At 36.2% G+C, this 21,003-nt stretch carries 17 protein-coding genes; 3 read left to right on the top strand and 14 right to left on the bottom strand.

Annotation, left to right across the window (positions count from 1 at the left end; translation table 11 throughout):
• Positions 1–245: 245 nt before the first annotated feature.
• The 14 genes from JOC94_RS01395 to rlmD form a co-directional block, all read right to left on the bottom strand.
• A complete protein-coding gene (locus JOC94_RS01395) occupies positions 246–2,591 on the bottom strand; it encodes a virulence-associated E family protein (protein WP_205178039.1) in 2,346 nt (781 codons plus the stop codon).
• Between the two features lie 18 nt (positions 2,592–2,609).
• Positions 2,610–3,386 (bottom strand): phage antirepressor, encoded by a 777-nt coding sequence (locus JOC94_RS01400; RefSeq protein WP_456356006.1) that lies wholly within the window; start codon positions 3,384–3,386, stop codon positions 2,610–2,612.
• An 89-nt stretch (positions 3,387–3,475) separates the two neighbouring features.
• Complete coding sequence (locus tag JOC94_RS01405) at positions 3,476–5,410, bottom strand: DNA polymerase (protein WP_205178048.1); 1,935 nt, start codon at positions 5,408–5,410, stop codon at positions 3,476–3,478.
• Complete coding sequence (locus tag JOC94_RS01410) at positions 5,407–5,961, bottom strand: DUF2815 family protein (RefSeq protein ID WP_205178050.1); 555 nt, start codon at positions 5,959–5,961, stop codon at positions 5,407–5,409. The genes JOC94_RS01405 and JOC94_RS01410 overlap by 4 nt, the downstream gene beginning before the upstream one ends.
• A gap of 2 nt (positions 5,962–5,963) precedes the next feature.
• A complete protein-coding gene (locus JOC94_RS01415; protein ID WP_205178052.1) occupies positions 5,964–7,094 on the bottom strand; it encodes a DUF2800 domain-containing protein in 1,131 nt (376 codons plus the stop codon).
• Positions 7,091–7,408 (bottom strand): rRNA biogenesis protein rrp5, encoded by a 318-nt coding sequence (locus JOC94_RS01420; RefSeq protein WP_205178054.1) that lies wholly within the window; start codon positions 7,406–7,408, stop codon positions 7,091–7,093. The genes JOC94_RS01415 and JOC94_RS01420 overlap by 4 nt, the downstream gene beginning before the upstream one ends.
• Before the next feature lies 1 nt (position 7,409).
• Entirely contained in the window at positions 7,410–7,613 is a 204-nt protein-coding gene (locus JOC94_RS01425; RefSeq protein WP_008357760.1) for a hypothetical protein, read from the bottom strand.
• Between the two features lie 103 nt (positions 7,614–7,716).
• Positions 7,717–8,220 (bottom strand): sigma-70 family RNA polymerase sigma factor, encoded by a 504-nt coding sequence (locus JOC94_RS01430; RefSeq protein ID WP_205178056.1) that lies wholly within the window; start codon positions 8,218–8,220, stop codon positions 7,717–7,719.
• A gap of 368 nt (positions 8,221–8,588) precedes the next feature.
• Positions 8,589–10,472, bottom strand: coding sequence for a helix-turn-helix domain-containing protein (locus tag JOC94_RS01435; protein WP_213088937.1), 1,884 nt, complete (start codon positions 10,470–10,472; stop codon positions 8,589–8,591).
• A 16-nt stretch (positions 10,473–10,488) separates the two neighbouring features.
• Entirely contained in the window at positions 10,489–11,283 is a 795-nt protein-coding gene (locus tag JOC94_RS01440; protein WP_205178058.1) for an abortive infection family protein, read from the bottom strand.
• A gap of 98 nt (positions 11,284–11,381) precedes the next feature.
• Positions 11,382–12,638 (bottom strand): 5-methylcytosine restriction system specificity protein McrC, encoded by a 1,257-nt coding sequence (locus tag JOC94_RS01445; protein WP_205178060.1) that lies wholly within the window; start codon positions 12,636–12,638, stop codon positions 11,382–11,384.
• 8 nt (positions 12,639–12,646) lie between these two features.
• Positions 12,647–14,278: an McrB family protein gene (locus JOC94_RS01450; protein WP_205178062.1), complete on the bottom strand. Its 1,632-nt coding sequence runs from the start codon at positions 14,276–14,278 to the stop codon at positions 12,647–12,649.
• 24 nt (positions 14,279–14,302) lie between these two features.
• Complete coding sequence (gene dcm / locus JOC94_RS01455) at positions 14,303–15,541, bottom strand: DNA (cytosine-5-)-methyltransferase (protein ID WP_205178064.1); 1,239 nt, start codon at positions 15,539–15,541, stop codon at positions 14,303–14,305.
• Positions 15,542–15,779: 238 nt separating this feature from the next.
• Positions 15,780–17,156: a 23S rRNA (uracil(1939)-C(5))-methyltransferase RlmD gene (gene rlmD / locus JOC94_RS01460; protein WP_205178066.1), complete on the bottom strand. Its 1,377-nt coding sequence runs from the start codon at positions 17,154–17,156 to the stop codon at positions 15,780–15,782.
• Positions 17,157–18,089: 933 nt separating this feature from the next.
• Here rlmD and JOC94_RS01465 point away from each other — a divergent pair.
• The 3 genes from JOC94_RS01465 to JOC94_RS01475 all read left to right on the top strand — a co-directional run bounded on the left by JOC94_RS01465 (position 18,090) and on the right by JOC94_RS01475 (position 20,677).
• On the top strand, positions 18,090–18,710 hold the full coding sequence (locus JOC94_RS01465) for a DUF3298 and DUF4163 domain-containing protein (protein ID WP_077110066.1): 621 nt from the start codon (positions 18,090–18,092) through the stop codon (positions 18,708–18,710).
• A gap of 127 nt (positions 18,711–18,837) precedes the next feature.
• Positions 18,838–19,716 (top strand): EAL domain-containing protein, encoded by an 879-nt coding sequence (locus tag JOC94_RS01470; RefSeq protein WP_077110065.1) that lies wholly within the window; start codon positions 18,838–18,840, stop codon positions 19,714–19,716.
• Positions 19,717–19,729: 13 nt separating this feature from the next.
• Complete coding sequence (locus JOC94_RS01475) at positions 19,730–20,677, top strand: GGDEF domain-containing protein (RefSeq protein ID WP_077110064.1); 948 nt, start codon at positions 19,730–19,732, stop codon at positions 20,675–20,677.
• The last annotated feature ends 326 nt before the right edge of the window (positions 20,678–21,003 follow it).

Genomic DNA, 21,003 nt, shown 5'->3' on the forward strand with positions numbered 1-21,003 from the left:
TTCCAAACGTTTTTAAACTTTCTTACGCGCGTATATGCGTATTTGCGTGATTTAACCCTATATTCTTATATTTTCCTAATATCATATTTTTCTTGGAACATTGGAACAAGTTTTTCACAAACCCTTATACAACATAGGTTGATTGCTGTTCCTGACTATGTGACGAACTTCTTTTATTTTGTTCCAGGAACATAATATTCTGTTCCAATGTGATGTTTTTGTTCCAAACTCGATTTTTTGGAACGTCACTTTTTTAATTCATACACCCACTGCGTTCCGTAAATGGGAAGTCTCTTTTTCTTTGATAAACCTGTCCAGCCACCAATGCTGGCCATAATGGTTGATATTTCGTTACCATCTATCCGTTTTAAATTGGAACGTTCCTTTTGGAAACATTCGCACCAAATCTCCATATTAGAAACATGCTCCCGTTTCCAAACACCTTGTTTTGGACTATCGCCAAATTCAGTTCCATTGATAAATGCTCTACGTTCAAATAAGTCCATATCGTCCCAATCATCAGGAAGTAGCGTTTCAAGGTATTCACGAACCAAACCTTCTCGCTCGTCCGATTCCATCGCCATTCGTTGTTCTTCTTTCGCTAACTGATCAATATCATGTTCAAGGTACAGCTTTTCACCCTGCTTCACGTATTCGAGTGTTTCTGCCCATATTTGCAGCACTTCTTCTTCAGTTACTTCCCACGATTTTTTTACTCCATCGCCTGGAGTTTTCACAGGCCAAAATCGTCTGTTACCTGTCGTATCCCTTAAATAACCTTTTTCAGCATTAGTTGTTCCAAAGAATACACATTGCCTTAAATGTGGTGTAACTCTTTTAGCAAAACTCGCTCGATAAATGTCGTTTTGTCGTGAAAGGAAACTCCTAAGTGTTTCTACTTCTGCTTTTTTAAGTCCAGCAAGTTCTCCGATTTCAATGATCCAGTATCCTTGTAACTTCTCAGCAGCTGTCTTATCTTTTGTATCCGATAAACTTAAGCTATCCGAAAACCATTCACCACCAAGCCTTGCAATAAGCGTACTTTTCCCGACTCCTTGAGGTCCGTTTAAAACGAGCATTGAATCAAATTTAATGCCAGGTGTGAGAACTCTAGATATTGCCGCACATAATGTTTTCCTTGTTACAGCACGAACATATGGATTATCATCCGCTCCTAAATAATCAATTAATAACGTATCGACTCGCGGCACTTTATCCCACTCGGGCAATTCATCAAGATAATCACGAATCGGATGATACGACCTATCATCAGCTACTTTCGCAATTGCGATATCATAATTTCTAGCTGAAAACGTTCCATAGTGCGTATCGATATAACTAACTAACTGAGCATCATCCGCATCCCGCCAATATTTAGATGGATGCGCCCAAGGAACAGGACTAACAATCTCCAAGTTGTCTGATAGCTCATTAAAAACAATACCTTGAAGGTTTTCATCATGTTCCAAAATTAAAGTAAGGTTTCTAAGTGTATTTTTTACTGCACCTGTTTTATCAAGATCAAGTTGCCCTTCCCAGTCATCTTCTGTAAACTCAATCTCTGCTTGTTCTTTTCGTTCTTCTGCAAACTGCACCTTTACCTGCTCATCCTTTAAAGCAAACTCAGTCATAGCCTTAAAGGATGGAAGTTTTGTTACTGCGGTTGAATAAGATGTTTTATCATCTAAATCTTGAAACAAATGTAATCGAACTAGGTCAAATGCATTGAGTAAGTTCCCTGAAGCAGGATCTGTTGCATGATGGCTATAGGCAAACTTTCCGTTATATACAACAACCCCTGCAGACGAATCAGCTGGTATATAATCAAATCTTCCTTCCATCAAACTTGGTTCATACACATGCGACAAAAAACTATCAATGGCTTCTTCGATAGAATAAGCCCTACAAAAAGCGCCAATAATACCATCCTTCTCTAGAGGATCAGCCTGTCTTTTAATATTCCTTTGTACAACTTCGGATTGCCTTGATGATACTGGCCATGTTGTCGTATCACGCCAATCGTCATATTTCGACAAATAGAAATCAGGATCTAATAACTCACCATCTTTTTGTTCGAAAAAGAACTCACCATTTGACGGTGTCGATGGCCAGTACATTAATCTTGATGGTTCATATGTGGTATCATCAAAATAATCAATACCGATTTCTTTTGCGACCATTCTTGCGACCGCTGGATATTCATCTTCCGAAACATCACGTTTAAACGGAATAATTAAACGTAACCTTGGTTTTTCAGGAGTGTGTTTATGTGTTGAATATACGCAGCACTTAAAATCATAAAGAAGTTCAATTTGATCCCAAATACCAGGTACTGCATAGTCCATATCAAGGGTAAGAAGCGAACGAGACAAAACATGTCCGTTCCTTCTTTTCCCCTGCTTTAAAGCACCGCCAACAAAGCCACCAACATCCTTTGTTGCATCTTGTTTTGCACGATTCATTTTTCTATATTCAGCTACCGTTTCAGTTGTACGGATTGTCTGATTTACAAGATTAATAAACTCGTCCCACGTTACATCTTTGTTCTTCCACTTTCTGTCCATTCGACTATTTCCGACAGCTATTTTCATATTGATTACCTCCAATGCTTAACTGTCCATTTCAATTTTAGGTAAGATTCCTTTTGCTTTTAGTAAGTCATAAATAAACAATCGGCCTTTTTGTGTCCAGTACGTATGCACACTTGAGCGGGCATAACCATTAACTTGGAATGTATGAGTCTTGGTTGCTGTATAGCCATATTCCGCATAGCCCTGATAAAGCAACCAAATCTTCCCTTGTTTATATTGAACACCTTGTTCGTGTAAATATTTATTTAACCAACGGGCAGACTTTCCATAATCTTTTGCAATCACCGAAATCGCAACTGCATCCTTACAATTTAAAACAACATCGTAATAACTAGCTTTTGGTTTCATTTCAACAATTTGCTGTTCCTGGACTTTCACTGTTTCTGATAATTGATTATTTTTTAATCGCTCTGCCTTTAATTCTTCCAGTGCTTTAATCAAAATATCTGGATTAGCTAATACTTCATCTACTGCATACAAACCATGCTTTCGAATCGAAGGAAGAACGTCATGCGTAATCCATCTTCTAAATTTTTTAGCATTTGGTTTATTTGAGCGAATAATCAACGTGTATAAACCACTTTCATTTATACAAACCATATTTTGCGGCCCGCCAAGGGTGTCCACCTTTATCGGCTCCCTTTCATCAGCATCAAGTTTTTCAACAGCATCACGATGTTTTGATATACCTAAGACTTCACAAACATCCTTTGCGACCCACCATGGATTGCCTTCCTTTAATACCGTTCTAACTGAACTGCCTTCAAAATCAAATACTTTTAAATTGTTCATCATATTAATGAACCTCCTACAAATAGTTGTAGAGTAAATAAATTTACCCTCACCTATATGCGAAGAAAAAGGGGGATTCGAACCCCCTATAATTAATCTTTTTTATAAAAGCTTGTATCAAATCCGTCCGCACGTAATTCCAACGTTTCTGCCCAAGGGGGAGACTCACTCATTAAATCACTGATATATTCGACCGTTACATCGTTTAGTGCTTCAATTACTATTTCATCATGCACATGCATGACAATACGATAGCCTTCATCGTGAACACGCTGTAAGGCAAAACATAATAAATCCCTTGATATTGCTTGGACAATATTCTCGACAAACTTGGGACCATAGCTGAAAATTCGCTCCCACTTCTTTGTTGCACCAATACCTTCATACGAAACAGACTCATTTCCAAAACTATTTATCCCTATTCTCGGCTTTACATAAGAGAGCCATCTACCGGACGGTAAACCAATGAGTAACATTCCGCTTTGATATTCAAACTTAATACCATGGGTCATATGTGCTTTTCGTTGCCTCACAGTTTCTTTTGCTGCACGATCAACATCCCACCAAAATTTCACTATTTTTGAATTCGACTGCCGCCACACATCAACAAGTGGTTTTAATTCATGTTCTTCAAGTCCCATACTAAGTGCACCCATTGATTTCAGCGCACCAACAGAACCACCATAACCAAGTGCCAATTCGGCAATTTTACCTTTTTGTCTAAGTGGACTATCCTTAGTAATCTCATCCAAGGGAACTTTAAACATTTGAGAAGCAGATGCTTCATAGATTTTTCCGTGTGATGCAAACACTTCATTTCTCCATGTTTCTCCTGCAATCCAAGCAATCACGCGAGCTTCAATTGCACTAAAGTCAACGATTATGAAGCGATTGTTCCGAATAGGAACAAATGCTGTCCTTATAAGTTGAGAAAGTACACTCGGGACAGATTCATATAAAATTTGCAAGGCTTCAAAGTTCCCTTGTTTCAATAAAGCACGTGCCTCATCTAAATCGGATATATGGTTTTGCGGTAGGTTTTGAACTTGAATTAATCTTCCTGCAAATCTCCCCGTACGATTTGCACCGTAAAATTGAATTAATCCCCTTGCTCGTCCATCACGACAAACGACATTTTCCATAGCCGCATATTTTTTCACGCTGGACTTTGCTAGTTGTTTTCTCAATTGAAGGACTTCTTTAATTTCACCTTCATTGGTTTCAATTAAATGTGTCACTGCAGCCTTATTTAAACTATCTGTTTCTACACCTTTTGTTTGTAACCATTCCCGCATTTGCTTTACGGAATTTGGGTTTTCTAGCTTAGTTATTTCCTTCATACGACTGACTAACTGATTGCGAATTAAATCATCACATTTAATAGCCTGAGCAACTAACTCCAAATCTAGCTTTATTCCTCTATCATTTATTAACTGATCAAGAAGATAGTTATCCCACTCTGCTTCGGGCATTGGAAATTTAGATAGTTTATCTTGTATCGCAATTTCAGTTTCTACATCACGTTTGTTATATGCTTTAAAACTGTCCCATTTGTTAGGATCATGTTCTTTTAGATTTCTTGTTCGACTGCCATTTGTTTTTGTTGGCTTACAAGGGATAGAGAAAAAACGAATTAAATCTTTCCCTTCCGACAGCTTTTGTTTATCCGCTCCTGTTACCATTGCAGCACCTTCTAAAGATAGCGGTAAGCCTAAATAAGCAGACCACACCATAGTGCATCGCCAATCGACAGGTGATAAATGTTGCTTAAAATGTTTACTTAAACAAATCCGTTCAAACTGAGCATTAAATGCCCATTTTGTTATATTTTCATTAAATATCGCTTGTTCAATTTCAGACGGGATAGACTCACCATTCGCTAAATCAATAACATGAACAGGTCCACTATCCACACTGTAAGCAAATAGCATTACTTCAAAATCATCTGCCTCCACATAGCGATAGACCCCGCTTTTAGCGAGGTCCACACTACTATATGTTTCAATATCAATATTTAATGTTTTCATGATAAGAAGTCATCATCCACATCAGTAGCAAAGTCTACCGATGCATCCGTTCTTCCACCTAATGGCTCCCCATCACGAATCTTTTGAATGTTACCAAGACCACAGGCAATGCCTCGGTTACCATTTGAATTAAACGCATAAAAGTTAATACTTACCCGAGCATACACACCTGAATAAACTTCTGAGCGCTCTAAAATTGGATTAATATCAGCATCTACAATCTGTGGTGGTGTAATGCTGTTTGCATTTACAAAGAAACTATCTGCATACGCTTCATCATCCGAACGATCAATATCTCCATCACGAAGCGGTAATTTTAACGATGCCTTGTTTGGAATTTTCCCGCCAAACTTTCCGCGACCTTCTTCAATTGCAGCATCGACTGCTTTTTCAATTGCCTCTAAAGTTTTCGTATCACTTTTTGGAATAATAACACTCACACTATACTTTTCTTTTCCACCATTAATTGACTTTGGCTCCCACACGTTGGCATAAGATAAACGCACTACCCCTGTAATTACTTTTGTTGGATTTTTTACTGTTTTCGACATAATTATTTCTCCTCCATAAATTCATTTTTTGCTGTTGAAATATTTATTTCTGGACGCTTATCCGATACCGGAACAAGCGTTGGTTTCCCTTTTGGCTTAGTAATGAAATCACCAAGCAGTTCATTAAACTTCTTTTTACCCATCAGTTTTTCCATGTTGGTTATCGTTAGCAGACTTTGCTTGTAAATATCTTCATAGCCTGCCTTCTTTGCAGCTTCAGCTACCGCTTCTTCATCTGTATATTTACGATTAGACCGACCTTCTACAACCTTAAAACCTTTCCACTGTTTTCCTTGTTGAACAGCGGCATTCGTTGCATAAGCAAATATTTCATTTGCCCATTTAGTAAGGTCATTCACATGAAGCAAGATTTCTGCAATTTCATCATCTGTTAATAAAGGCGGATTTTTAAATTCAAATTTTGCTACCTTAAAATTTTCTTCCGCCCTTGCTTTGCACTCCACAGATGCCCTACAAAACCTACACCAATCACCAGGCTTATATTCGCCATCACCTTTGAACGCTAATTCTGCTTTTGGTTTAAGTGTATTTTCCGCCCAATCTATAAGATTCGTTTTGGGTATTTCAAAGGTTGAGATGTTTTCACGTCTCGGTTGATAAATGGTCATTTTTACTACATTGATATCATAAATTGCATCAAATAGATTAAGCGCCCCTAATGCATATAGCATCATTTGCGGATTATTTTCTGCTTCAACTAAAACACCTTGTCCATATTTAAAATCAATAACATGAGCTACATCGTCTGCAACAATCACACAGTCCCCTGTTCCAAACCCTTCTGGTACATAATTTGAAAAGTCCAATCGCTGTTCAATCAGAAGAAGTGGATCTTTCGTTATTTGTTTTACTGCCGCTAGTTCTTCCAAGATAAACTGGACATACTCATCGGTATAACGTTCCATCTCTTCAGAATCATAAATGGATGTTGGTTTCTTCGTTGGAATCTTTAACGCTTCTCTAAGCTTATGTTCCCCCAGTTCATGAGCGGCTGTTCCTTCCTTAGCCGCTTCACCACTAGAATCATCAAACTCTAATTCAAGACGTGCCGATGGAGTACAATTCATCCATCGATGTGCTCCTGACGCAGATAAAATGGCATGTTTCGTCATTTCAATTCCTCCGCATCTTTCATCAATGCTTCATAGTCTTTTTCTTCAATTTCGCTTAACTTAGTTGCACCATATTTTTCAAGTAACTTTTTAATATCAGATGTAAAACCCGCTTGGCTCTTTTGTGCAAGTAGTGTACGAACTTCGTCAAGTGATATTTTTTGCTTTTCCGGCTTCGCTTTTTTAACTGGTGCTTTTTCTTCCGTTCGTGGTGATTCTTCATTACTCGCCAACACTCCAGCAATCGTCTGAAGTGAGCCAGCTAAATTTTGCAAATCAGTGACTACATCAAGAAGTAATTTTGTTCTGCTCATATTAAGCCTCACCGCCTTTCCGAGTTTCTTTTATTTCCACTGTTTCTACTGAGTCACCAGGTGTGATAACAAGCAGATTTACTTTTTTACCAAACAATAAATCTAGCATTCGGCTACGTACAGTTTTACGTTTACCTTCAACTACTCTTGTTTTCTCACCATTTTCATCTTTAACATTGATGATTACCTTGTGTTTTAGACTCATCTGGAAACACTCCTTTCTAAGGGTTTTATTTCGTCCCTTACTAGTAAGCGAAAAATCATGCCCTTTCGAACCCCTTTTTTAAAATAAAATTTAAAAGGCTCAATTAAGAGCCCTTTCTTATCAGTTTTTCTAATCTTCTGTATATTTTATTTAAACGATTTCTGATAGCCGCTTCGGTCACACCCTCTTCGGCAGCAATCTCAACATTTGTTTTTTGGTCGTAAAACTTCTTTTGTATCGTTCTAAATTGTTTATCTGTTAACTGATCCATTGCTTTATGCAATTGTTCGATTAACTTTTGTTTCTCTTCATAGTTCTCCATTTCCAAAATTTCATTAAACGGATCTGCATCCCAATCTGCTAAATGTTTGTTATGTTCAGCTTTTGAATCTCCGTTTTCATCTACATAAGATTCTAAATTACAAGCAATTCGGTAATCATAGCGGCGACCTTCGTCCACTTCCTGATCATCTTCAGAATGTAAATATTCAATATCAACCTCTGTTACACCATTTTCTCCTGGTACGATGGTTGCTATCTTTTTACCTCCTGAATAGTAAATATAAGATTCTCTGTTCTTTTGGCTTGTTTTGTACTTTTTTGTCATTGTTTGGCATCCTCTCCGCCAATTTGCGGAGGGCAAAGGATGCAAACAATGAAGAGCTTGTCCTTTAGTAACCTGACCTTTACTTAAAAAAGTGCGCAACAAGGTAAGGGTACTAATATTGAGACACTACAATCCTGGTATGGATTGCGTACTTCAATATGTATCCTTTGCCCTTATTGCAAATCAGGCATTTGATATTTTTTTAATCTATCTAAAGTGTATAATGAAATTCTGCATTGCGGTCGGACATGGTTATGCCCGTTTTGAGCATAAAAAATAGGCTAATACTACTTCATTTATAAAAATGAAGTAGTATTAGCCCGCATAAAATCAACAAAACAAAAACGGACATGAGCATGTCCGCTTTTTCATAAAGTTACATCATATTTTTTTAAAAAATCTCTTGTTTCATCTACTGATTTCCCTTGAAAATACATTAAAACATATCGATACCATTGATGACTAGTTACTCTTGTTGATAATCGATGTGCGGATTGATCTATAATGTGAAAACTAATTTCAGGTGGTAAGTATAAAGCTATACATATCGCCACTAAAGTTTCCAAGCTACCATTAGATTCACCATTGAAAATCCTTCGTACTTGACGATCATCCATAGGGATTTTTGCTGCTATTTCTTTATAGGTTAACCCGCGCCAATCTTTAACTTTAGCTAAGCAATCACAAAAATCATTACTCATCTTTCCGTACATTTCCATATTCTCCATGATAACTTTTTCCAAAAATAATTCTTGTTTTTCTGGTGTTGAATTTTCGTAGCCTTGATGAAAACTAATATCAAATTCAAATGGGGAGTTCTCATCTCGATTCAGCACACATTCACTATGATAATTTGCACCTATTCTGTCACTCGAGCGTACTGTAATTGTAAAAACCAAACAACATTCATTCATGTTGTGCCTTGCATAATTTGTTAATGTTAAATTACCAAATAAATCTTTTTCAACATATTTAGGAGTGTTTAATACAAAATGCGAATCTATATAAACATAGCGACCGCTAGATGTAAGCTTTGCAAAATCAGCATCAGTGAATGATAATATTCCCGCATCGACTGCTCCAATTGAAAAAGTTTGATTTCTTTCTAATGTTCCTTTTTTAAAACTATGTGTAGGTATATACCTACCATCGATGAAGTTAAATGCACCAATAGCTTCCTCATAACCCACATCAATCATTCTGATTTTCGCAGCCAATCGAGAAACACCAAAAAACTCAGCTAATTTATCGATAGTCTCTTCTATTATAACTAACAAATCATTGGTGCCTTTTTCTTTCATTAAATCCTGAATTATAGAATATGCTTCTTGTTTAAACATATTCAGTGGCATCAATATCTTAGGAGCTAAGCTATTAGCCTGCCATTCCATCCAATCAATATATTCCTTTTTATTACCTTTAACTCCACCTGATACCTTACAATTAATTTTTGTTATATCTTCATCAAACAAATTTTTAAGCATAAATGCTTTTTTATGTAAATGCCAGTGAACACATTCATGAACAATAGTATTATTATATGAACCTAAGTTTCTAAGAAAAAAACAATTAGGGTCTACAAAAATGCTACCTTTTTCAACCTTTTTCTCTATTGTTTTATCATGCGTTTCATCGTAAAATGTACTTACAGTATCCTTAAAATAAATTTGCCCAAAGATACTATTATCTTTTGAAATTCTAGTCATATGAACAGTTAAACCCATCTGTCTTGCTAATAATTCTGGATCTATTTTGATTGGAGTAATTAAAGCTTCTGGATAATGTTCTTTTAAAAAATTAGTTGCCACATTATCTAAATCTTCCTTGTAAATAATGGGTACAAAATATTCAGATAATCCATTTTTGATTTTTTTTCGATTTTTTCTCTGGTTATATATATCGATGTGTTTAATAACAAAATTTTTAAAATGGGTATCCAAATTAATAGTACATTCATAGTGAAACCATTGATAACATATTTCTTGTTCATCAACTAACCGTTTATTTATATCACTAACCTCAATGTGAGCTTCTAATAAAATATCGAAATCGATTTTTGTTCCAGGTAAATCTTCTATGTAAATTTGTTTTATTTCTATATCTGATAAGTTTACTTCATCAATTTCTTCAACAACATTTAGGCGTAGTTCTAAATTTTCTACTTGGTCTGTTATGAAGTCCTGAAGGGCTTCAAACAACTCATTATAATATTTCTCTTTCACATAATTAGTAAATGAATGTTCTAGCCCCATACGCAAGACTCCCTTTCTATTTATATTTACCAATATGCATTTTATACGTGTCCCAGGTAAAGTGTACGATAGTTAATGATGCGTTCATTGCTAATTTAGCGTATCGCACAGGTAATTCTGTATAATTCTTTCCTTTACCATGCCCATCACCTTTATCATTTCTAAGAGAATTTAAACCATCAACTACCTGAATGAAACTACTTAGTATTTTCTTAACATCATTATTATTTTTAGCTGAGACATTTTCTTTCGGATCTAGATTTAATTTTAAAAACACTTGTTTTCTTAATTGTACTACAGTGGATGATGGAGAATATTCCTCGTCAAATTCATCTAAAATGTGTTTGAAACAGGACTCTAATAGTTCTTTAGATTTCCCTATCACATCCGAAGGTGATTCTTCAACTAATGACATCATTATGCTGAGTTGACTAGCTATATAGACATCATTAAACTTTTCTTTGACATCAGTAACCAATGTACTGCTAAATGTTTGATTAGTTGAAAACTTTGACATAAGCGCTTTCAATTTCGGATAAAGATTTCTCTTTTCAACCGTAAGTAAATCTTCAATGTTTTGATATTCTATATATTCAATTAAATCAGTAACTAATTTTATAATTTCACCATCGTCAGCTTGATTTATAAACTCAACAAAGGATTTTCCTTTTGATAACTTATATTGCGTTTGGAGTGGTATTCCAACAGAATTCAGCGTAAAATCATCAAATTCTGAATTACTAAAATTCAAAACATACCCACCATCATTAAAAAAAGTACTAATGAAATTTTTATCATTAAAGCTAAGCAAACCCTTACACACCTCGCAGTCTTACTACATGTTTTAAGGATAACATCGACTCTTTATGCATCAAACGATATGCATAAAGAGTCATAACACTATAATTACTAATCAATCTTTATATCTAGTAATGTCTTTTCAACTGTATCCACAAATAGATTAATAGATTTCAGGAAATCTTTTCCTGATTTATCAGCAATATTTATAAAACAAGCCGTTATTACATAAGGATTAAATATATCTGAATTTAAAGTGAGCGTCTCCGGTCTTTTGTTTAAAAAAGAAGGATACAGTAGAATTACTTTTTTACTATTTAATAATCTTGCATATGTAACAATTTGATAAATATCGCTATTATTAAAGACATTATAAGCTTTATTTTTAACATCTAAAACTCCATAAGCAGAAGGTAAATAGTCATAACTTTCATCTTCTACAAGATAACGATAAACGATATCCGGTTGATATTCTCTACTATCATAACAATTATCACTTTTTAGAATATCTGCAAATTTCTTGGAATTTTCCCATGTGAAAAACTCCCTTTTATCTGGAGTTTCTTTTAATATTTTAATAACAAAATCCTCAAATAACCTATCGAAATTTATAATAAAACTTTCTGTTCCAATTGTGTTTCCCACATCTTCATAATCTAATTGATCTATTATCATTGATGCGTAAATCAATGTATTTCGATACCTTGAAGTATTGGAATTAAAATTTATATTCTTTAATAATTCGCTACCATTTTTAACATTTGGAGATACATTTTCAAAATACATTAAAAGTTTTGTAGCAGTTGAAGTATATTTCTTTACATTTTTTAGTTTCATTAAAGCAGTAGCAATAAGTCTATTAATATCATTATTTAATGAGAGTCTTGATACCTTTGTGTCGACATATTTCTTTTTGTTTAAAAGATAATTCTTGTAGGTGCTGGGATAATGGACATTACCTTTAATAGTTCCAAGCTTTTCATTCGATATTCGATAGGACTGTATAATACCCAACTGAATATTTTTTTGAAGGTTTTCCAAAAAAAGCTCCGCAACATCTACCTCATTTTGGGCTTCTGAGATATCTAATACAGACGAACTATCAGAAGTCCTATACCCATAAACATATAAGTACATTCGAAAAATATGCTCGAATCCTATTTCATTATACTTTGGTTCCAAATTTATTTTGCGAACAGGTGTTACAAGATACCCAACATAGGATTGGCTTATAGTTAAAATAGAGTTGTTCTTTTCTTCTCTCGCCCATCTTATATTGTTCTTATGTACAAATTGTTCAAAATAACTAAATTCTTCATCCAATACATTTATAATTGTTTGTCCAGCAGTCTCAATTTTATTAAACATTCACTCACCTACACTTGAAACTCTGCTTGAAAAGCTATTTTAAATTCATCTATATCTTGAATACCATCTGCAAGGTTTTCACCAACTATAGTATTTATTGCATTAATATCATTAAAACTATATTCCACCAAAGTTGGTAATAGCACAAAATTAAATTGATTTTTAAACTCTTCAAAGTTCCAAATAAAGTCATCACCTGTTTTGTTTGGAATGAAATAAGATTGCCCTAAAATCAATTCGGAATCACCTAACGTTTCTAAAATTCTTTGATTTATAATTTTTAATATGTTACCTAGGTCAAAATCTTCAAGAATGACCTTTTCTGATAAAAAGTCGTAATTTGGTAATAAATTTATAAAAGCAAAACGCCTTCTGATTGCTAAATCTAAAAATGCTATGTTTCTATCACTAGTATTCATCGTTCCTACAATATATAAATTATCGGGAATGTTTAATTCTTTAATTCCTTTAATTGGACGTGAAAGTTTTACCGAATATCCTCTATCTAAAGTAAGGATTGTCTCACCAAATATTTCTGCAATATTACCTCGATTTAATTCATCGATTACAAATAGGTATTTATTATTTTTATCCTGCTTTGCTTTTTCTACAAAGTCTAAAAACAAGCCTTTTTGAGTTGAAACAATCGTTGCATTTTGGTCATTTACCGTCAACGTCTCAGATCCTATAAAATCTTCATAAGAATAGTTAGCGTGAAATTGAACCATTTCTGTTTCTGCAAACTCTCCACTATTTTTTAATAGATTGGTGTATCTAGATTTCCCAACTCCAGGAACCCCCGTCAATACAATTTGCTTTTTATAAAGTAGCGTATCTAGTATTTCCTTATCTGAGGGATTATCACCACTTAAAGCTAAATATTGTGTCGTTTCTTCTTTGGTCAATAGATTTTGTTGGTACTCCTCTGAAGTACTGATTGATTCAACCTCAGGTTGTTTTTTAGTATCAAACTCAAACTTATCTCTTATTTCCGAACCTTTGATAATAGTTTTAGAAGGTGCAATTCTATTAAAAGATATATCATCATCAAAAAGCCATAAAAAATCCTTTTTATTTATTTTAAATAACTTTTTAATCACTTTTTCTAATACACGTGTAAATTCTTTTTCATTCGGTTCATGTTCAAATTCAAATCTTGTAAAACGAAGCACCCATGCAGTAAAATGCGATAATGATATCCTATTCCCTTTAAGATAATATTCTTCTAATATTTCTTGATAGTTATGTTTTAATGTTAAATTTGAATTATTATCCTCATAGATAGGGATATTGAAATTTTTCTTTTCTATTGTGTCCTTAATTCTACCAATAATTCTAGTAAATTCTGTAGCTGGTTGATATAACTCAAGTTTTCTAAAACCGTTCGGGAACATCAACACTTTACTTTTAGGTTTCTCAGTTGAATCAAATAATCCACCTAACATCCACAATGACTTTAAGTAATCAGTTTTTTGCTCTTCAGAAAGACTTCCACTTTTGTATGTTACCGGAAACGAGTGGGAAATCCCAATTCTTTTAGACAATAGAAAAAGAAACAATGAAGAGTCAGGATCCACTTGAAGATTTTCAAAATAATCTATTGAGTTTAAAACATTTTCTTTTGAAATATAATAATTCAATTTATCTCACTCCATATAATAAATTTAATATCCCGCTTCAATTAGCTGCTGTACTATAGATTTACCAATAATCTCTCCTAATTTGGGTGGAACAGCATTTCCTATAATTGTATATTTAGCTGATACTGAATCTCCGACAAAAATGTAATTATCGGGAAATGATTGAATTCTAGCAATCTCCCTGACAGAATATCTTCTATCCTCCAAAGGATGTAAAATCCCACTATTTTCAGGGGTACTAGCAGCTGTGATTGTTCCATTAATCTCATTTCTAGCAAACCTTCTATAGAAATTAGGAGAACGATATTTTTTCATATTATCCCTAATCTTTTTTAATCTCTCAGGTAAATGTTCGTATGGGATGTCTTTCCATGAACCTCCCTCAGGAATGAATGGGACTAGTTTCTTGCTCTGAGGAGACAACTCCCACACCTCATTTTGATTAGGTAATCCTTCAACACCTTTTAATACATATCCTACAGTTAACTTTTCAGGATCATAATCAATTGGTTCTGGAAATTCATAATCAATGTTTATATCGCTTCTAATGCCGATAATTATAACTCGAAATCTATTTTGTGGCACTCCATAGTTGCTAGCTTTTAAAAGTTTATATTTAACTTTATAACCAGGCTCTGTGTTTTCTAATAGAGTAACAATAGAATCCATTAATTTGGAGCCATCTTTATTTTTCATAGATAATAAGCCACGAACATTTTCCATGATAACAACTTTTGGCTTTTTGGCATTTATAACCTTTAATACTTCCAAATATAAATTTCCTCTGTCATCTTTTGTACCTAATCTGTTACCTGCACTTGAAAATGGTTGACAGGGAAAACCAGCTACAACTACATCAGCATTCGGCATATCGTTAGCATTAATTTTTGTGATATCTTCTTCAGTTATCTCTCCGATATTAGCACGATAATTTTCAATTGCTGGTTTTAGAATATCATTAGCAAACACTATGTTAAATCCAGAATTAATTAAACCTAGATCTAACCCTCCTGCTCCACTAAATAATGAAATAGTATCTAGTGACATTGATAAATCTTTTTTTTCATTTACATACTCAACAATATCTTCTAATCTACAATCTAATGTTTTACAAATACGACCTAATATTTCCATACTTACATTTTGATTTTTACTTAGACGTGATAGTGTTTGATTAGTTATTTTTGCTCTATCTCTCAATTGAGTTTTATTAATATTTTTCTCTAATATTAACTTCCATAATGGTTTATAAGAAAATGCCAATTCACTCACTCTTTCTAGAATAAAATTCTCTATTAATAGAATATCACATTTGGATATCAATTCAAAATGAAAACATCTGTTCTGTCAACTCCCCCCACCCAAAAGTCATCCTATCAACTCAACCCTACCTTTACTGAAAACTACTCTTCCTTTTCAGCAAAATAAAAATAAGATTCCCCAGCTTGGACATTCTCCAAAACCACTGGAAAACCTTATTCTATCAACACTTCAACTCTTCTTATTCATCCACCCTAGACATCAATGCTACCAACTCCACATGTGTCGTATGCGGGAACATATCCACTGGCTGCACTTGCACCGTTGCATATCCGCCATCTGTAAGAATTCGCAGATCCCGCGCCAATGTGGCCGGATTGCAGGAAACGTAGACGACTTTCTCGGGTTTCATGTCGATGATTGTTCGTAACAAGGATTCGTCGCAGCCTTTTCTTGGCGGGTCGACGACGAGGGTGTCTGCTCGCACTCCTTCCTCATACCATTTTGGAATGACGCGCTCTGCCTCCCCCACCGCGAATTTGACGTTGGAAATACCGTTTAGTTCCGCATTGCGTTTGGCGTCTTCTATTGCTTCGGGAACGATTTCGACGCCGTACACTTTTTTGGCTTTTTGAGCCAGGAATAGTGAAATGGTGCCGATGCCGCAGTAGGCGTCGATGACGGTTTCTTTTCCTGTGAGTTGAGCGTATTCGAGTGCTTTTTCATATAATACCTTCGTCTGTGCAGGGTTGACTTGGTAAAAAGAGCGGGCGGAAATGGCGAATTTGATATGACCGATGTAATCGTAAATGAATTCATCGCCCCAAATGACGTTTGTTTGCTCGCCGAAAATAACGTTTGTCCGCTTTGGATTGATGTTCTGGACGATTGATTTGACTTCTGGAAGCGCATCAACGATAGCTTCTACCAGTTTTTTTCGGTTGGGGATGTCTGATGTCCTTGTGATCAGGACGACCATGATGTCTCCTGTCGCCTTACCGCTTCGCACCATGATATGCCGGAGTGTTCCTTTATGCGTCTTCTCGTTGTACGCCCTGAGTCCAAATTGGCTGCAAATCGCTTTGATTTTCTGAAGCACAACATCATTTTCTTCTTGCTGGATGAGGCATGCTTCCATGTCAATGATGTCATGTGTGCGCTGTTTGTAAAAGCCGCCGACAAGCCCCCCTTCCCGCTCCCCAATCGGCACTTGCGCCTTGTTCCTGTACCGCCACGGATCGTCCATACCCAACACGGGATGAACAGGAACGCTATCGAGCTTCCCAATTCGTTGCATGGCCTCCCGTACTTGTTTTTCTTTAGCAAGGAGCTGTCCTTGATACTTCATGTGCTGAAGTTGGCAGCCGCCGCATTCTTCATAAATGGGACAAGCTGGAGCCACCCGGAACTCGCTCTTTTCCTGCAGTTCAACGAGCCGTCCAAACCCGTATCCTTTATTTAATTTTGTTGCTTGTATTTTCGCTTTTTCTCCTGGGAGCACACCGGCAATAAAAAGCGGGTAGCCGTCTATTTTTGCCACGCCTTTTCCGTCATGCGTCAAGTCTTCCACATAAACGTCATAATACTCATTTTTTCGAATGTCTGGATGTTTGTTCATGATTTACGCCTTCTTCTTTGCAGTTTGCTGATAAGATTGTAACATACATCACCGAGGGAGTCGTAATTCCAGCCATAACAGCTTCTCAATCAGTGAGAATAAGCCGACAGGAATAGGTTAAGATTCTTAGTCGTAAACCTCAATTTCCGCAAAACAATGGCAAGATCGCAGCATCATCAAGCAGCACAGTCCTTGAAAAAGCACACACTTTTTCTTCGTTCGATGCCGATGTTGTTAAAGCTTTCTTTGTTCTGACGTGCGCTTGCACTCGTACATCCTGTAATCGCCCCCCTTGAAAAAAATGCGATTCGATGTATCTATGGCCGAAGTTTTTTTCTTACCCTGCTTATCAGGACGAATCATCCTTTGACGAGCTTTTCGTTACTGCCAATTGATCCTGTATAAACTGAAACTTCAATCAGCGAAGGCTTTTCATTCACGTTGATTGCTAGTCAAGACAATCGGACTTTTACTGGCAGATGGATCACTCACCCCGATACTGTCAGTTAAAGCGGGATTAGGAGAAATTCCAATCAGCTAAGGCTTGTATTCACGCTGTTTGCTAGTCAAGACAATCGGACTTTTACTGGCAGATGGATCACTCACCCCGATACTGTCAGTTAAAGCGGGATTAGGAGAAATTCCAATCAGCTAAGGCTTGTATTCACGCTGTTTGCTAGTCAAGACAATCGGACTTTTACTGGCAAATGGACTACTCACCCCGTTACTGCCAATTAAAGCGGGATTAGGAGAAATTCCAATCAGCGAAGGCTTTTTATTCACGTTGATTGCTAGTCAAGACAATCGGACTTTTACTGGCAGATGGATCACTCATTCCGTTACTGCCAGTTGATGCAGGATAAAACTCGCCTGATACACGTCGGCCCATTGGTTGAATATGATACGTTAAAACGATGTGGAGTTGTGTATGCCATGCTGAACGCCTTGCCGGTAAACATTCAAACGAGTAAAGCATACTTTGGCCCTCAGCAATCTGTTTTTTATCCCCAAGTGTCTGAAATGAAAAATCGCGATTTGGAAAAAATGATCAATCGAACGATCATGCAGCAAACAAAACAGCTCATTCAGCAGCAAGCGGGTGATATACCGACACCGATAGAAGAGATGATCGGCTCTTATGAAATCAAGAACAATCAACGCAACATTCTTAGCATGTCATTATCCAATTATGCTTACCACTACCATGCCGCCCATGGCATGACGTATATTAAATCTTTAACATTTGACTTAAAAAAAGGAAAGCTTTGTGCTCTTCAAAACTTATTTAAACCGGGAAGCGATTATGTTGAAAGACTTTCGGCCATCATTCAATCACAAATAAAGCAACGCAACATCCCTCTTCTCAATGGCCAAGTACGCATTGGGCCGAACCAGGATTTTTACATTGCGGACAAAGCGCTCGTCATCTTTTTTCAATTGTATGAAATCACCCCATATGTCTTTGGCTTTCCCATGTTTCCCATCTCTGTGTATGATATACAGGACATCATTGACGAAAATGGACCGCTTGGCCGAATGGCCGTCAATAATTAAGGACAGGTCAGCAAGATTATAAAAAATAGAGAATTTTTCTACCTTTACAAAACTTCATAGATCATTAACAATATTTTAAAATGAACCCCTTAAAATAGATGTATAAATAGACAAAGAAGGTGCATACATGAACCACTCATCGTCTTTCCTTTCTTGGGCCGATCATTTTATTTCCTACTTAAAGTATTTACATTATCGACTCAAGAAAGAGAGTTTGTATCATAAAAGATTTATGATGCTGCAAAAGATTATGCGAAACCAATTATTGGACACCTTCTTTCAGCCCATTGTCTGCCTGCAATCCGGTACAACGATAGGGTATGAAGCTTTGAACCGACCGGCGCCTTCAAAGTGGTTCCCCAGCACTGAAAGTTTTTACGATTTTGTCGGACAAACAGATCAAGTTTTCTTGTTTGATTATTTTTGCAGAAATATTTCTTTGCAACGCTTTATGGAGTTGTCTGAACATCTTGAAGCCCGTGAGGATACATTGCTTTTTATTAATATACATCCCCATGTTTTACTCGATTCCAGCTATCATAGCGGGGAAACACTAGGTCTTTTGCAGGATTTGGGAATTGATCCGGGAAACATTGTATTGGAATTGACAGAAAGAAGTGCAGTGACTGATTTCGTCCAGTTTGAACAAGTTCTCTCCAACTATCGTTCACAAGGCTTCCGTATTGCCGTAGATGATATGGGGGCAGGATATAACAGCTTGAAAACACTCGTTCATTTAAAGCCGGAATTTATCAAGCTTGACAAATCATTGACTCAAAATATTGATCAAAACAACGCGCAACAGCAAATGGTTACGTTAATCATTGAGTTTGCCAAAAAGACAATGACACATGTGATTGCGGAAGGTATTGAAAGGGTGGAAGATCTTGCCTATTTGAGCTACAAAGAAGTGGATTTTGGCCAAGGATATGCTTTGGGCAAGCCTAAAAAGGAGGTTATGCCGGGGAAGATCCCAGATTTTTTTCAAAAACGGAAAATATTGTGAGAAAGGTGAGCGTATGGCAACACATATCGGTGAGATCGCTGAACCAGTCCCTTGTATTTCCCCAGATACAAAAAGCCAAGAGGTTGATAAAATTTTTAGCGAAAACCATCAATTGCAAGGAATTGTTGTCATAGAACAAGGCATACCGATCGGACTGATTACAAAAATACAGTTCTATCAAAAAATTGGCACACTGTACGGTTATCATTTATATATGGGAAGACCGATTCCATTATTGGGACCCAAAAAACCCCTCATCGCACATTATTATGACTCTATTACAGAAGTAAGTAAATTGGCAATGTCACGCAAGGAAGAAAAACTTTACGATTATGTCGTCATCATTCAAGATCATAAGTTTGTAGAAATTGTGAGAATTCAAAGGCTGCTCATGAAGTTAGTCGAAATTCAAGTGGAAATTGCAAGCTATTTAAATCCTTTAAGAGGTTTTCCCGGCAATCATATTATCGAGGCAAAGCTGAAAGAAATCATTGGAAAAGAACCATTCAGCATACTGTACTTTGATCTCGATCATTTTAAAGAATATAACGATACATATGGTTTTAAAAGAGGAGATGACCTCCTTAAATCGACTGCAGAATTGTTGAAAAGGATTATTGTACAAAATGGCGTTTTTCTGGGGCATATCGGCGGAGATGATTTTATCGCTATTTTAAATCATTATCATTATCAATTCAGCTTTGAAAAAATAATTGAAGAATATGGTAAAATGATCACGTCATTTTATAGTCCCGTTCATCTGTTGCAACAATATGTTGTCACCGATAATCGTTTAGGCGTGCTGGAAGAAGTATCGCTCGTTTCATTGTCCATAGCGGTCGCCACAAATGAAGCACAGCAGTTTAACAGTATAGAAGAATTGGCCGAATTTGCAGCGGTAGTAAAAAAGCGCTGTAAAAAGGTGAAAGGTAGCTGCTATTATGTGAATGACAGCCATTAGGCGATTATGGTATCACAACGCCTTTCTTCCGGCTTGATATGTGCTTCCATATAGATGTTGTATGGGAGCACCGGGTCCCGCCTTGCTCCTAGCCAACCTTACAGTGCCTTGCACCGGGATATCATCATGTTTCTCTATATGGTTCCCATGCATCGCGGTGGCCGCCGCTTCTCTTTCTTCTCCCCCTTCTCTTGAAAATCTTCATCCGAACTCATACTTTTTTTCGATTTCCCAGCATGGCTCCAGCTTCAAACTACATATGTTTTTACTATTGATTGTTCGCGTATCCACCCACTTCTTTGCAGTTTGCTGTGAAGATTGTATGA

The sequence above is a fragment of the Siminovitchia thermophila genome, from assembly GCF_016909185.1.
In the GTDB taxonomy this organism is placed as follows: domain Bacteria; phylum Bacillota; class Bacilli; order Bacillales; family Bacillaceae_C; genus Siminovitchia; species Siminovitchia thermophila.